Source organism: Corynebacterium sp. 239_CJEI, assembly GCF_001055995.1.
GTDB lineage: Bacteria > Actinomycetota > Actinomycetes > Mycobacteriales > Mycobacteriaceae > Corynebacterium > Corynebacterium jeikeium_D.
Map to the genome: position 1 here is coordinate 1 of NZ_JVOW01000002.1, position 14,735 is coordinate 14,735.

Genomic DNA, 14,735 nt, shown 5'->3' on the forward strand with positions numbered 1-14,735 from the left:
TTGCTTCACTACTTCTCCTGGTCGAAAGTGGTGATGCATTCACCGCCTGAACCTACCGCCTTCAAACTGTCATAAAGGTAGGCACTAACTCCTTCGGCAAACCGCCACCCGTCGAACACCACTCGCCACGCACCACCCACCACCCACCACGCGCCACCCACGCCCCCATATACAGCAGCCTCCACCCCCCCCACAACCGACCACGCCCCAGAACTAATCAAACCAATCCGTACTAAGCGGGCTATAGCACTCTCGACACAGATACACACACCCTCTTACCTTGGGTTTTTCCAAAACTTTGCAATAGACAGCTTGGTTCACTATTGTTTGTAAGCAACGTTTTGAACGACCTCAAAAAAACCGCAAGGAAGTATCTGAAATGACCACCAAGTACGACAACAGCAACGCCGCCAACTGGGGCCTGTCCACTCGCGCTATTCACGCCGGCTTCGCTCCGGACGCACAGACCTCCGCGCGCAACCTGCCGATTTACAACACCTCCTCCTACGTCTTCGATTCCGCTGAGCACGCTGCCAACCGCTTCAACCTCTCGGATGCAGGCCCGATTTACTCCCGCCTGACCAACCCGACTGTGGATGCCGTCGAGCAGCGCATCGCCAGCCTCGAAGGCGGCGTCGCTGCCGTACTGTTCTCCTCCGGCCAGGCAGCTGAGACCGCTGCTGTCCTCACCCTGGCTCGTGCAGGCGACCACTTCGTCGTTTCGCCACGCCTCTACGGCGGTACTGAGACCCTGTTCAAGGTCACCCTGCCGCGCCTTGGCATCGACTGCACTTTCGTCGAGAACCCGGATGACCCGGAGTCCTGGCAGGCAGCAGTTCAGGACAACACCGTCGGTTTCTACGGTGAGTCCATCGCCAACCCTCAGATCGACGTCCTCGATATCCCGGCCATCGCCGAGGTTGCACACCGCAACAACGTTCCGCTGATTGTCGACAACACGGTTCCGACCCCGGCCCTGCTGCGCCCGCTCGAGCACGGTGCTGACGTCGTGGTTTCCTCCACCACCAAGTTCCTGACTGGTAACGGCTCCTCCCTTGGCGGTGTCATCGTCGACGGCGGCAAGTTCGACTGGACTCAGACCCGCAACGGCCGTTCCATCTTCCCGAACTTCACCGAGGCCGACGAGGCTTACCACGGCCTGAAGTTCGCCGACCTGGGCGCCCCGGCCTTCGCACTGCGTGCTCGCGCTGGCATTCTCCGCGACACCGGCGCTGCCCCGGCTCCGTTCAACGCTTGGGTTCTGGCTCAGGGCCTCGACACCCTGGCTCTGCGCATCGAGCGCCACAATGAGAACGCCAAGGCTGTCGCTGAGTTCCTCGAGAACCACCCGCTGGTCGCCAAGGTCAACTACGCTGGACTGCCGAGCTCCCCGTGGTACGAGACCCTGACCAAGCTGGACCTTTCCGGCGCCAGCGGCGTGCTCTCCTTCGACCTGAAGGATGCCGACACCGCCAAGGCGTGGAAGTTCATTGACGCTCTGAAGCTGCACTCCAACGTCGCCAACATCGGTGATGTCCGCTCGCTGGTTGTCCACCCGGCCACCACCACTCACTCCCAGTCCGATGAGGAGGGTCTGATCCGCGCCGGCATTTCCCAGGCCACCGTTCGCCTCTCTGTCGGTATCGAGAACATCGATGACATCATCGCCGATCTCGAGGGCGGCTTCGCAGCACTCGCGTAGACCGTTTGTACACAGACACAGAACGGACTAAGTAGTCTATAAGGCATGAGCTTTTCCCCATCTACCCCGGCCGCCCTCGCACCCGAGGGCGAACCGGGGCGTGTCTTTATCGGCGATGTCACAACCGAGGCTGGCGCGGTCATCCCCGACGTCACTGTCGAGTTCGAACGCTGGGGCCGGCTTAACGACGACTGCTCGAATGTCATCCTCCTCGAGCACGCTCTAACCGGCGACGCCCACGCTTCCGGCCCCTCGGATGAGTACCACCCGACTGCGGGTTGGTGGAACGGGATGATTGGCTCTGCCCGCGCCCTGGATACCGACGAGTACTGCATTATCTGCACCAACGTCATCGGTGGCTGTCGCGGTACAACCGGCCCTTCCAGTCCACATCCGGACGACGGCAAGCCCTGGGGCTCTCGCTTCCCCGCAATCTCCGTGCGCGACACGGTGACGGTGGAGCACCTGGCGCTGCAAGAACTGGGAATTTCCCGCCTCCAAGCTGTCATTGGCGGCTCCTTGGGTGGGGCCCGAGCGCTTGAGTGGTCACTGATGCACCCGGATTTCGTCGGCAAGGCATTGGTGATGTGTGTCGGCGCACGTGCGTCTGCTTGGCAGATTGGTATTCAGTCTGCGCAGATTCAATTCATTGAGTCCGATCCCGATTGGCATGGCGGCGACTACTACGACCGCGGTGTGACTCCGGCCCGAGGTCTGGGTTTTGCACGCAGGGTCGCGCATTTGACGTACCGTGGCGAGCTGGAGATGGATGACCGCTTTGGCGCGGCAGCGCAGCCCGGTGAGGATCCGTTGGGCGCGATGCGCACGGAAGATCGATTCCAGGTAGAAAGCTACTTGGATCATCAGGCGAAGAAGCTGGCTCAGCGTTTCGATGCCGGCTCGTATGTCGTGCTCACCGATACCTTGAATCGGCACAATATTGGCCGTGGTCGCGGTGGCCTCAACGAGGCGCTGCACTCGTCAACCGTGCCGACCATGGTTGCCGGTGTGGACACAGACATTCTCTACCCCTTCCACCAGCAGGAGCACCTCGCCCGCAATCTGGGCAACTGCTTGGGGCTAGAAAAGATTGAATCCGCCGTGGGGCACGACGGATTCTTGACGGAGTTCGAACGAGTGGATTCGATTGTGCGTAATTTCCTCGCCCGCGATGTCAGCTAATGTCAGCTAGCTTCCCAGCGCATCCACGCTGACTGCAAGGAATACGATTCCCATCCCGATTATGGAGCAAAACCATAGGTCAAAGGCCCGAGATCGCACAGAGAACACACCTAAAATGCTGTCCGGCAGGTACTGCCTAGCCACGCCGAGCAGCATCATTGTGCTTCCCAGCATGAATGTGGCACGTCGCCACCGCTCCAGCCCCAGGAACACAACGAAGGCGGACATGCCGAAAAAGAGCGCGCCGTAAATCGTATACTGCACCCACATTGGCCACGATGCCCCCGGCGGCGGGGTCTTCGGGCTGTGCGGGTTCAGCATTGGATCCGGCAGATCTTCCCGCCGGGCACGCTGCGCAATTTCCCTTTTCGACACGAGTTGTTCCTCCTGGCTGGCTAGGCCAGACCAGCGAGCTTTTCAGCGCGCTCGACGACATTGCGTACGAGGAAAGCGCGAGTCAGTGGGCCGACACCACCTGGGTTCGGGGATACGTAACCGGCAATGTCCCAGACGTCATCAGCAACGTCACCGGCCAGCTTGCCGTCGACACGCGAAACTCCCACGTCGAGTACAGCAGCGCCAGGCTTGACCATGTCTGCAGTAAGCATATGAGCGACACCAGCGGCTGCGATGATGACATCAGCCTGACGGGTTTCAGCGGCCAAGTCCTTGGTGCCGGTGTGACATAGCGTCACGGTGGAGTTCTCGCTGCGGCGAGTGAGCATCAGGCCGATTGGGCGACCAACGGTGACACCGCGGCCGATAACAACAACCTTGGCACCGTTGAGCTCGACGCCGAAGCGTCGCAGCAGGTGGATACAGCCGTTTGGAGTACACGGCAGTGGTGCTGGCTCATTGAGGACCAGCTTGCCCAGGTTTACCGGGTGGAGGCCATCGGCATCCTTCTCCGGATCGATGAGCCCCAGAATACGGTTTTCATCCAGGTGCTTCGGCAGTGGCAACTGAACAATGTAGCCTGTGCACTCCGGGCTTTCATTCAGCTCGGTGATTACTGCCTCGAGCTCTTCCTGCGTGGTGTCAGCCGGAAGGTCACGGCGGATAGAGGCGATACCAATCTGCTCACAGTCGCGATGCTTCATCTTGACGTAAGAGTGGCTGCCTGGGTCATCACCAACCAACACGGTGGCCAGCCCCGGGGTGTAGCCGGCTTCCATCAAACGCTCAACGCGCTTTTCCAGGTCTTCAAAGATTTCGTCTCGGTAGAGTTTGCCATCAAGCTTTGTCGCTGCCATGGCATTTATCTTAGGCACAGGAGCGAATAATGCCCAGAAACGCCCCGTAACCGCCCTCGCCTTGGCCCTATTTACCGCCCACAAAGCCCTGCTGACGCCAGACTTCATAAGCAGCCACTGCTGCGGCGTTGGAAAGGTTCATGCTGCGACGAGCTGGCAGCATCGGAATTCGGATTAATTGTGTAATTCGCGGATCATCGAGCACTGACTGTTCCAACCCGGTTGGCTCCGGGCCAAAGAGCAGTACATCGGTATTCGTGTACTCAATATCGGTGTGCCAAGTGTCAGCGTGAGCGGTGAAAGCAAAGATGCGGCACCCTTGGCTGGCAAAGGTCTCCAACGCTTGATCGATGGAATCGTGAATACGCACATCAGCCAGGTCATGGTAATCCAGCCCGGCGCGACGCAGATTCTTGTCATCGAAGTTGAACCCCAATGGCTTGGCCAGATGCAGCATAGCTCCAGAGCCCGCACACATGCGGATAGCGTTTCCGGTGTTCGGCGGGATGACAGGCCGGTCAAAAAGCACGTGGCAGGTGTGGCTCGTAATCCAGTCTGTGGAGTTGGTTGGCTCGGCGTTCGTTGGCTCGGTCGTGGCGCTATTCATTTCTTCCGTCAGTTCTTTTCCGCTGCTTCTTTTACTGCTCGTTGTTGGTTTCTGCTGCCGCTGTCGTGGCAGGCGCCGCATCGCACACACCGTGCTCGGTGAAAAACGCGATGATGGTCTCACCGATTAGCGCTCGGCTCCTCGGCTTCGAGAACTTATGGCCCTCTCCCTCGACCACTAGAAAATCGGTGGGCACGCCGTATGCGTCCATGGCGTTGCGCATCTGACCGGACTCTCGCGGAGGCACGTTGGTATCCCACTCGCCGTGGATAAAGAGAGTTGGAACCTTCATTTCCTCCGCACGGTGCAGCGGCGAGATATCGCGCAGAAGCTCAGCATCCTGGTACGGGTAGCCGTATCGGGGGAACGCGGCCTGCGCCAACCAGGGCTCGGTGGATTGGTAGTAGGTTTCAAAACTTGTCATTCCGCAGGCATCGACGATGGCCGCAAACTGATCCGGATACCATGCCGAGGCCAACAACGACATGAAGCCACCGTAGGATCGCCCGCCCAGAGCAATGCGTTCTGGGTCCGCCAACCCGGCATCAACGAGGAAGGCACGCGCCGCTGCGATATCCGCAATAGCGGCAAAGCGTCCATAGCGGTCACCTGCGTGCTCGAATGACCTACCGGACCCCGAGGAACCGCGCACGTTAGGAGTGAACACCACGAAGCCCGCCTCCACAATGCTGGCTAGAACATCGTGGTGGATGGGTTTCGCCTGCAGCTCTGGTCCGCCGTGGATGTGGATGAAAGCCGGCGGTAGTGCGTTTCCGGAAACGTCATTAGAACTATTGCGCACCGACTCCGGAAGGTAGAGCCAACCAGACAGTTCCAACCCATCGCGGGAGACAAAGTAGACCAGCTCTGGGGCCGGCATAGTCTCCAGATTCTTCTCTTCCAGAGCCAAAATCCGTTCGGTGCGATCCATGTCCAATGGCTCAATGACACCACCGATATTGCGCAGAATCTCCACCGTTGGCGCAAGGCCTGGCCCTTCTACTGTCAGGGAGATCAGCTCACCGTCCCCGGAGATTGACAGCTCGCGCGCAACCATGCCCGGCAATTCCACATTGCGGCGCACCATCACCCGCATGTCGTCAGTCTGCGGGTGAAGGCCAAGGGTTAGCACCTCGAGCGTGCTGACCCCACCGCTATTCCACAGCACAGCCGCGGTGGAGGAATCCTCACTAATGACGAATTCTTCGACGTCTTGATCCGGATTGCCAATGAACTCCTCGACATCAACTTCGATGCCAATCTTCATATCCAAAATCTCCGCTGCGGTCGATTCCGCTGTACGCGGCTCCGTGGTGCTGATACCGCTGTCGGGAGTAATACCCAGGCGCAGGATGCGACGCTGTTCCGCGCCATGATCTGAGAGCACGAATGCGGTCAGCTTCTCCTGCCCCGGATGCGCCAATAAGACACCGACATCCGTGGTAGAGCCAGGATCGGATGGCAACAGCGGCTGCCACTGCTGCCCCGGCCCGACTAGTAGTAACTCCCGGTGGCCTCGCGGTCCCACCCGCACGAGGCCAAACCCACCTTCAGCCGCTACCAGCTGGCTGTCAGTGCGTTTATCAATGACCTCATACTTTGAGTCCGTCGGGTTGACCAAACGCGCATAGTTAATACCCTGGGCATCGACCGCGTTCATCGCTAGGAGATCGTTATCCCATTCCACCAGTGTGGCGCGCATATCCGCATCCATACGCAGGGGGCGGGCACCGTCGACCTCCGGATCGGTGGATACCAGCCAGGTCTGCAAACGCTCCGTACCGTACGGAGAGACCTCGCAGGCAATCCACTTTCCATCCGGAGAGTGCAGCACCCTGGTAACCGGGCCTTCCACCGGCAGTTTCACGGGGCGCTCCGCCCCTAGCCCCTCCGGAGTAATCTCCTGCTGTACCGCACGCGGGTAGCCGCTATCGCGGACAATAAAGGCGATTGCACTCCCATCCGGTGCTAACGAGGATTCATAGGTCTGGCGCATGACAATCCATTCTAGTAGTCAGCGAAAATCTCTACTTCGACCTGCCACCACCGGCTGCCCCAGAGCCTCGGACATATCCACCAGACGATCGGCCACGATTGTCACCGCACCAGAGGCTGTCTGCGCGATACCGCGCACCACCATCGCCCGCGAATTCACCGCTACCGGCCGAAAACGATTCCACAGCCCCGGTGTACACAGCACATTCACCAGCCCAGTTTCGTCCTCCATTCCCAAAAATGTCACTCCGCCAGCTGTCCCTGGACGTTGCCTATGTGTCACGACTCCCGCCACTTCTACTCGTGTTCCGTCGGGCACTGCTTTCAGTTCTGCCGCAGGCACCACTCCACGTTCCTGCAGGTCTGCCCGCAACGCGGCCACCGGGTACTGCCCCGGGGTCACTCCCGTTGCCATCAAATCGGCAGCTGCCAGCTCAAACTCCGTCATGCCGGGCAACGCCGGTGCGTCGGCAAGCGTGAGCCCCGGCAGCATGCCCTCACTTTCCGTCGCCGCCACGCCCGCCGCCCACAGTGCTTGACGACGGTCAATCCCCAGCGACCCAAGTGCTCCTGCGCGCGCCAGTGCTTCCATGTGCCCAACACCCAGCCGAGCTCTGCGGGCGACATCTGCTGCGTTGACAAATGGCCGCGCTGCGACGATACGTTCCGCCACGTCATTGCCCACACCGGCAATGGCACCGATCCCCAAACGAATACGACCATCGATGACGCTGGCTTCCACGCCTGAAACTGCGATATCCGGACCATCGCAGCCGATACCGTGCCGGCGGGCATCGGCAATCAACGACTGCGGAGAGTAAAACCCCATGGGCTGAGCACGGAGCAACGCTACACAGAACTCCGCCGGATAGTGGTACTTAAACCAGGCCGAGAAATACACCAAGGAGGCAAACGACTGCGCGTGTGATTCAGGGAAACCGTAGGCGGCAAAGGCCACTATCTTGTTCCACAGTTGTTCCCCAATATCCGCATCAATGCCACTGGTGCGCTCCAGCCCAGCCAGAAAACGGGCATGGAGCGCTTCCATTTTGGCCACTGAGCGCTTCGACCCCATAGCGCGGCGCAGCGAGTCCGCTTCCGCCCCGCTGAAATCCGCCGCATCGACGGCCATTTGCATCAGCTGCTCTTGAAATAGCGGAATGCCCAGTGTCTTCCCGAGAGACTTCTCCAACACCGGATGCTCATAGGTCACCGGTTCGAGTCCATTTCGGCGGCGAATGTAGGGGTGCACGCTACCGCCTTGAATGGGGCCTGGGCGAATGAGTGCCACCTCCACCACCAGATCAAAGAACTCCCTCGGCTTCAGTCGGGGCAAGGTGGCCAGCTGCGCGCGCGATTCCACCTGAAACACGCCCACCGCGTCCGCGCGTGCCAACATCTCGTAAACCTCCGGTTCAGCGACATCTATTTCCCACAGGTTCACTCGGCGCCCATGCTGTTCATAGACCAAGTCAATGCAATGGTGGATGGCCTCCAGCATTCCGAGGCCAAGCAGGTCGAACTTCACCAGTCCCGCTGCCGCACAGTCATCCTTATCCCACTGCACTACTGAGCGCCCCTCCATGCGTGCCCATTCCACTGGCACGACATCCGCAATCGGCCGATCACAAATCACCATTCCGCCAGAGTGAATGCCTAAATGACGAGGCTGCCCACGAAGCTGCTCCGCCAGTTTTCGCACCGGCTCCGGCGGACACGCTTCCCGGTCTCTGACCCACGCATCGATAACGCCCGGCGAGTATCCCAACACCCGCGCCGCATCGCGCAATGCGCCGCGCCGCCGGTAGGTAATGACATTGGCTACCTGCGCGGCATTGTCACGACCATACTTTTCATAGACGTATTGGATAACCTCTTCCCTACGACCAGACTCGATGTCTACATCAATATCCGGCGGACCATCCCGTTCTGGCGACAAAAACCTCTCGAACAACAGCCCGGCACTAATGGGGTCAACATTGGTGATCCCCAGCGCAAAACACACCACCGAGTTAGCGGCCGAACCGCGCCCCTGTGCCAGAATTCCCGCCCGGCGACAGAACTCACAGATGTCGTGCACGATGAGGAAGTAGCCCGGAAAGCCCAACTCTCGAATCACAGTCAGCTCATGTTCTAACTGCGCCCACGCCCGCGCTTGCACGGAGCCGTCCCCAGCTCCATCGACCGGACCATACCGCCGCCGTGCCCCCGCACGGGCAATTTCCCGCAGCCAGGAGTCCTCATCGTGGCCCTCTGGCACTTCCCAGCGAGGCAACTCAGGCGCAATGAGGTCAAGCGTAAAAGCACACTCACCTGCAATGTCCTGTGTTGACCGCAGCACCTGCACCCCCAGATACCGTGTTGCCGCCGCTAGCTCCTCCCACGAACGCAACCAAGCTCCGCCTGCCGGCTCCAGTCGTGACTCGAACCCGCCTAAGTCCTCTCTCACAGCAAGAGCCTGTTTAGCCCCAGCCAACCGGCTTGTCGCAGGCGAAGCTGACGTCGCAGCAGAGGAAACCACCTCCCGCAGGCCATACTTCACAGCTGCGGCTGAAATAGCTTCCGCGTCATCGGCCGCCTGCGCGGTGGGGCTCACGCGGTGTTCGAGTGCCACATTCTCCGCACCGAAGGCCGCAATAAGTTCTTCCAGGTCGCCGAGCCAGTTAACGTCGGCAAGCACCTGCCAGAAACCACCTGCAGCCTCCCCCAACTTTGGCAGTGGAGGATAGCGGACGACGGACTTCTCCCCTGCCGACATATGCGCATCACACAGCGCGTGGCTCAGGCGCCGATAGCCCTCGGGCCCCCGCCCCAGCACCGTGAGGGGCCGCTGCGGAAGCCCCAGCTCCGCGCCGATGATTGTGGCAATACCAGCCTCCGCTGCAGCCTCGGCAAAACGAGCGATTCCATAGAAACCATCGCGATCTGTCAGCCCCAACACGTTTAACCCCAAACGCACAGCCTCGGACACCAATTCTTCCGGATCCGATGCGCCATGCAGGAACGAATAACTCGAACGACAGTGCAATTCCGCCTTAATATCCGCAGGCGTAAATGACATGCCACCTCTGCCACCAGCGCCGCTTTCCGGAGCTTCAAAAGCCCCAACGATGGAATCTGACAGCTGTCCCCGCCAGCCGTTGAAGCTACCATTAGGCTGTAGTTTTCCTGAAAATTTACCCGATAGAATACGCTCAATCCGCGACCAGCTCAGTGGCCGACCGGACTGCTCCGACTGTCCGTCCGAGATGTTTTCCATGCCACGAACATTAACCCACACCGCGGACTGCATTCAAACGTACTTTCGACTGGCATCTGCATTAAACGTCACCCCCGGGACGCATCCGTAAGTCACATCTCAGCCACGCTCGACTGTTTAGGCTGAAGTTGAATTTTCAGCACTACCTGGGCAAGTGCTAGCCTTAACCCCAGAATTAAAGACAGCTTGGTCTAGTTCTGCCTTAAAACTTCAGCTAACAAATCCCATTAAATAAGGAGACCCCTCGATGAACCTCAAGCGTTTTTCCGCCGGTGTACTCACTGTCGCATTCGCCGCAACCGGCCTTACTGCCTGCGGCAGCTCGGATGATGCCATTCGCATCGGCACCACGGATGCCAGCAAGAAGGCCTGGACCGTTTTCGAGCAGAAGGCTTCTGAACAGGGCATTGACCTGGATGTTCAGAACTTCTCCGACTACCAGACCCCGAACCGCGCACTCGATGAGGGCCAGCTCGACGTCAACCTCTTCCAGCACATCAAGTTCCTGGCTGAGTACAACGTCGGCGCTAAGTCGGACCTGACTCCGATTGGTTCGAGCGAGATTGTCCCGCTGGCTCTGTTCTGGAAGGACCACAAGTCGGTTGATGAGCTGAAGAAGGGCACCGAGGTCGTTATCCCGAACGACCCTTCCAACCAGGGGCGCGCTATTAACGTGCTGGCTCAGGCTGGCCTGCTAAAGCTGAAGCAGGATGACCTGCTGACTCCGTCCCCGGCCGACATCGATAAGGAAGCTTCCACAGTCACGGTCCTGCCAGTGGATGCCGCTCAGACCCCGGCCGCTTACGGCGAGGGCAAGCCTGCCATTATTAATAACTCCTTCCTGGACCGCGCCGGCATCGACCCGAACACCGCCATCTTCCAGGATGACCCGAACTCCACGGAGGCAGAGCCGTACATCAACGTCTTTGTCACCAAGGCTGAAAATGCTGACAACCCGAAGTACGCGGAGCTCTCCAAGATCTGGCACTCCAAGGAGGTCCAGGACGCAGTCGCAGAGGACTCCAAGGGCACCTCGGTTCCGGTTGACCGTTCGGCTAAGGAGCTGCAGGACATTTTGGACCGCGTCGAAGAGCAGCAGCGCGAGCAGAACTAACGCCACTGCCACTTAAGTACCGCCCAACACCAGGGAACACAGACCAAGGGGCACTGATTCATTCGTGACCAACAGGGGAACGAAGCTCGAATTCCGCGAGCTGAACAAGCAATTCGGCGACGTCACCGCGCTCGCCGACATCAACCTAACCGTTGAACCCGGCGAAATCCTCGGCGTCATCGGTTATTCCGGCGCCGGTAAATCAACGCTCATCCGTATGATTAACGGCCTGGAAAAGCCAACCTCCGGGCAGGTTTTGCTAGATGACACCGACATCGTCGGCATCTCCGAGCGCCAGCTACGGGGCTTGCGCCGCAATATCGGCATGATTTTCCAGCACTTCAACCTCTTCCATTCGCGCAACGCGATTCGCAACGTTGAATACCCGCTGGAACTGGCCGGCATGCCGAAGGCCAAGCGCCGCGCTCGCGCCCAGGAGCTGCTGGAGTTCGTCGGTCTCGGCGACAAGGCGGAGTCCTTCCCCGAGCAGCTCTCGGGTGGGCAGAAGCAGCGTGTCGGCATCGCCCGTGCGCTCGCCACCGAACCGACGCTCTTGCTTGCCGACGAAGCCACCTCGGCACTCGACCCGGAAACTACTTCCGGCGTCCTGGATCTGCTGCGTCGCATCAATCGCGAAATGGGTGTCACTATCGTGCTGATCACCCATGATATGTCGGTTGTACGCGGTATCGCTGACCGCATGGCCATCATGGAAAATGGTCACATCGTCGAAACCGGTACGGTCCACGAGGTTTTTGCCAACCCCAAGACTGAGGTTGGCCGCCGCTTCGCCACCACCGCACTGCGCGATGTTCCAATTGGCCGTGAACGCGATTCGGTGAATCAGTCTGCCGAGAGCGCAGCAGCTCGCCTGGTCACCATCACTATCAATGACGGTGTTGACCTCGGTGCCCTAGCACAGGCCACTAGTGCCCACGGTGTCGCCGCCTCGGTGGCACACGGCGCGGTCGCCAATGTGCAGGCGAAGTCCTACGGCCGCCTTACTTTGCGATTGACTCCGCTGACAGGCAATTCCGCCTCGGATTCCTCTGATTTCGATGCCGCCATTGCTGCTATTTCCGAACTGACACAGGTAGAGGAGCTTGCATCATGATCGGTCTCTTAAACTCTCTGCCATCGGTGAGTGGCAAGGACACCAACTGGGATAGCCTCGGCCCGATGCTGGGCGAGGCATTCGGCCAGACGCTCTACATGGTCTGTGTCGCCATGCTGATTGGCGGTGTCGCAGGTCTGGCAATCGGCGTGCTGCTCTACACCACCCGCGATGGTGGCGTACTGCGCAACAAGTTTGTCTACCAGGTCCTCAATGTCCTGATTAACTTTGTCCGCCCAATCCCGTTCATCATCCTGGTTACGGCCATCGGCCCACTGACAAAGAACGTGGTCGGCACCACGATCGGCACCGAAGCCGCAGTGTTCGTCATGTCGATTGCCGCCACCTTCGCCATCGCGCGCCTGGTGGAGCAAAACTTGATGTCCATCGACCCCGGCGTGATTGAGGCCGCCCGTGCGATGGGCGCAAGTCCGTGGCGCATCATCCGGACGGTCGTCGTGCCGGAGGCACTGGGCCCGCTGGTACTGGGCTACACCTTCGCATTCATCGCCGTGGTCGACATGTCAGCTATGGCCGGCTACATCGGCGGTGGCGGACTGGGCAACTTCGCAATCACCTACGGTTACCAGGCATTCGACTGGAACGTCACCCTGGTGACAACCCTGGTCATCATCTTCATCGTCCAGTTGGCGCAGATCTTCGGCAACTGGCTCTCCAAGAAGATTATGCGCAGGTAGCCGCGCACATTAGCTAGCCACTAGCTAGCGGCGGGTTACCTCGACCGCAGCCCAGCCCTTCTTTGGCCCTGGAGCATCACCGCAGGAAGACACAACGCCTTCCGTGGTGATTTTCTCCAGGGCCACTTCATATTCCACGACCTTGTCGCGGTCGCTGGGGCCGTCGTAAAGCGCGACGACTGCAGTCGTGCCGTCGACGTCAACGCGTGCGACATCATCTACGCCCCACGTATCGGCTTGACGACGCACAGCCAACTCGGCCGCCTGCCCCTGCGGGGTGTAGACACCACGGCCGCGGCAGCCCTCTGCATGCACGATGCCCTGCTGAGCGTCTTCGATGACCCCCTTGGCATCCACCGCACTCAGACGTCCAAAGCTGTAATTCCATGGCAACAGCACGCTGGCCGGCGCAAAGCGGTGCCCCTTAGAGTGCGAGGTTTCCCAAACAACCTCTGGGTAGAGATTGTGCATCGCAGCAGCGAGCGGGCGACCTTTAATCGCACAGCAACGATCGCGCTTACCGTGCGTACAGATGAGAAACAGTGGATGGTCCAGACGAGTGGCCCCCTCGGTGGGCTGGCCAGGGCGGATATCCAGAGTCATCAGGTCTTCAACATCGGCAACCATGCGATGTTCGAGAAAAACCTCAGAGCCATCCACTGATTCACAATGCGCGATATAGACGTTAACGCCATCACACGGCTGCTGGCCGATTCGGCCTGGCTTTCGAATCAGCTGCAACGCGCCGCCGCGTTCAGACAGCCAGGCCTCTACCTGACCGGTGATCTCTGCTCCCCATACCCCGCCGTCAAAAATATCGTGCGACCAACCGAGTTGGTGCTCCAACGCAATAAAGAGCTTTCCGGTCTTCGCAGTACCGGGAAGCGGCTCAGTCATCTGAGCGGAACAGGTGGTATCAAATTTGGCCTGGCTCATACGCCTAAGCGTAATTGAGTGCCCCCTGCGATTGGGTCTTAGGTCGCAGCGTTCACCCCTGTTTTATTACTATTGTGCAACACTTTGACAACAAATACTTCTGACCTCGACTTTTGTAGTTCAGCTTGTTGAAATTCCGTAACTGCGCACATACCGTCAGACGTATGAATACGAAATCGCTGGATGTTTCGCGCACCCGTACCCGTATCGCGGCATCCCTGTGCCTCGCATTGGGCCTGGCTCTCGGCGCTTGCTCCTCTGACTCATCCCCAGACTCGGCTGCTGCAGTGTCTATGAAGACTGACTCAACCGCTGGCACCTCCGATTTGTCAAGCAGCTCTAGCAGCTCCACTAGCTCATCTGCGGCGGCGCAAACCACCATGGATGACGATGCTGCTCCGGAGGGCGATTTCAATAGTTCCTCCTCAGAAGCTGCCCCTTCCGATGGCGCTTACTTGGGTATTGAAGATGTCCGTGTCGGTTCCCACGACGGTTACGACCGCATTGTCTTTGAACTCACGGGCGAGGGCACTCCGGGATATTTCGTCCGTTACGAGGATGTGCCGACCCAACAGGGCTCCGGCAAACCGATTTCGGTCGACGGCACAGCCAAGCTGGTAATCGACTTGCGGAGCATGGGTTACCCCTTTGATTTCCAGATGGAGGACTTCCCCTCTGACCCGGTCAAGCCGACATCGACGTCCGTTATTAAGGAAGTCGTTGGCGCCGGAACCTTCGAGGGACAGACTCAGTATGTCGTCGGGCTCAAGGGCGATAAGACCCCGTTCAAGGTTTTCTCGTTGAACAACCCGAACCGCCTGGTTATTGACTTCCAATCGAAGTAATCGGGTTGCCCCTCCCCGGTGCCGGCCCCT

The 14,735-nt window shown here is 59.4% G+C and carries 12 protein-coding genes; 6 read left to right on the plus strand and 6 right to left on the minus strand.

From position 1 onward, the window contains the following. Positions 1–379 precede the first annotated feature (379 nt). Together ADB08_RS00255 and metX are read left to right on the plus strand one after the other, a co-directional pair. Positions 380–1,702, plus strand: coding sequence for an O-acetylhomoserine/O-acetylserine sulfhydrylase (locus ADB08_RS00255; RefSeq protein WP_049169920.1), 1,323 nt, complete (start codon positions 380–382; stop codon positions 1,700–1,702). Positions 1,703–1,747: 45 nt separating this feature from the next. Then, on the plus strand, positions 1,748–2,884 hold the full coding sequence (metX, locus tag ADB08_RS00260; RefSeq protein ID WP_049169922.1) for a homoserine O-acetyltransferase MetX: 1,137 nt from the start codon (positions 1,748–1,750) through the stop codon (positions 2,882–2,884). 6 nt (positions 2,885–2,890) lie between these two features. Here the strand turns inward: metX and ADB08_RS00265 are convergent, their stop codons facing one another. The 5 genes from ADB08_RS00265 to ADB08_RS00285 all read right to left on the minus strand — a co-directional run bounded on the left by ADB08_RS00265 (position 2,891) and on the right by ADB08_RS00285 (position 9,998). Then, positions 2,891–3,259 carry a DUF3017 domain-containing protein gene (locus ADB08_RS00265; protein ID WP_005510063.1) on the minus strand — a complete coding sequence of 123 codons (369 nt, stop codon included), beginning with the start codon at positions 3,257–3,259 and terminating at the stop codon, positions 2,891–2,893. A 20-nt stretch (positions 3,260–3,279) separates the two neighbouring features. Continuing rightward, positions 3,280–4,137, minus strand: coding sequence for a bifunctional methylenetetrahydrofolate dehydrogenase/methenyltetrahydrofolate cyclohydrolase (locus ADB08_RS00270; RefSeq protein WP_049169923.1), 858 nt, complete (start codon positions 4,135–4,137; stop codon positions 3,280–3,282). A 67-nt stretch (positions 4,138–4,204) separates the two neighbouring features. Beyond that, complete coding sequence (locus tag ADB08_RS00275; RefSeq protein ID WP_049169925.1) at positions 4,205–4,744, minus strand: tRNA (cytidine(34)-2'-O)-methyltransferase; 540 nt, start codon at positions 4,742–4,744, stop codon at positions 4,205–4,207. Positions 4,745–4,775: 31 nt separating this feature from the next. After that, positions 4,776–6,740: an alpha/beta hydrolase family protein gene (locus tag ADB08_RS00280; RefSeq protein WP_049169928.1), complete on the minus strand. Its 1,965-nt coding sequence runs from the start codon at positions 6,738–6,740 to the stop codon at positions 4,776–4,778. Between the two features lie 18 nt (positions 6,741–6,758). Beyond that, positions 6,759–9,998: an error-prone DNA polymerase gene (locus ADB08_RS00285; protein WP_049170054.1), complete on the minus strand. Its 3,240-nt coding sequence runs from the start codon at positions 9,996–9,998 to the stop codon at positions 6,759–6,761. A gap of 247 nt (positions 9,999–10,245) precedes the next feature. Between ADB08_RS00285 and ADB08_RS00290 the strand changes: the two genes are divergently transcribed. From ADB08_RS00290 to ADB08_RS00300, 3 genes are all read left to right on the plus strand, one after another. Next, a complete protein-coding gene (locus ADB08_RS00290; protein WP_049169929.1) occupies positions 10,246–11,112 on the plus strand; it encodes a MetQ/NlpA family ABC transporter substrate-binding protein in 867 nt (288 codons plus the stop codon). A gap of 64 nt (positions 11,113–11,176) precedes the next feature. Then, positions 11,177–12,226 carry a methionine ABC transporter ATP-binding protein gene (locus ADB08_RS00295; RefSeq protein ID WP_049169931.1) on the plus strand — a complete coding sequence of 350 codons (1,050 nt, stop codon included), beginning with the start codon at positions 11,177–11,179 and terminating at the stop codon, positions 12,224–12,226. A gap of 65 nt (positions 12,227–12,291) precedes the next feature. Then, entirely contained in the window at positions 12,292–12,924 is a 633-nt protein-coding gene (locus ADB08_RS00300; protein ID WP_224433327.1) for a methionine ABC transporter permease, read from the plus strand. A 24-nt stretch (positions 12,925–12,948) separates the two neighbouring features. Here ADB08_RS00300 and ADB08_RS00305 read toward each other — a convergent pair whose 3' ends face one another. Continuing rightward, complete coding sequence (locus ADB08_RS00305) at positions 12,949–13,860, minus strand: sucrase ferredoxin (RefSeq protein WP_049169934.1); 912 nt, start codon at positions 13,858–13,860, stop codon at positions 12,949–12,951. 164 nt (positions 13,861–14,024) lie between these two features. Here ADB08_RS00305 and ADB08_RS00310 point away from each other — a divergent pair, with 164 nt between their 5' ends. Continuing rightward, on the plus strand, positions 14,025–14,705 hold the full coding sequence (locus tag ADB08_RS00310) for an AMIN-like domain-containing (lipo)protein (protein WP_049169936.1): 681 nt from the start codon (positions 14,025–14,027) through the stop codon (positions 14,703–14,705). The last annotated feature ends 30 nt before the right edge of the window (positions 14,706–14,735 follow it).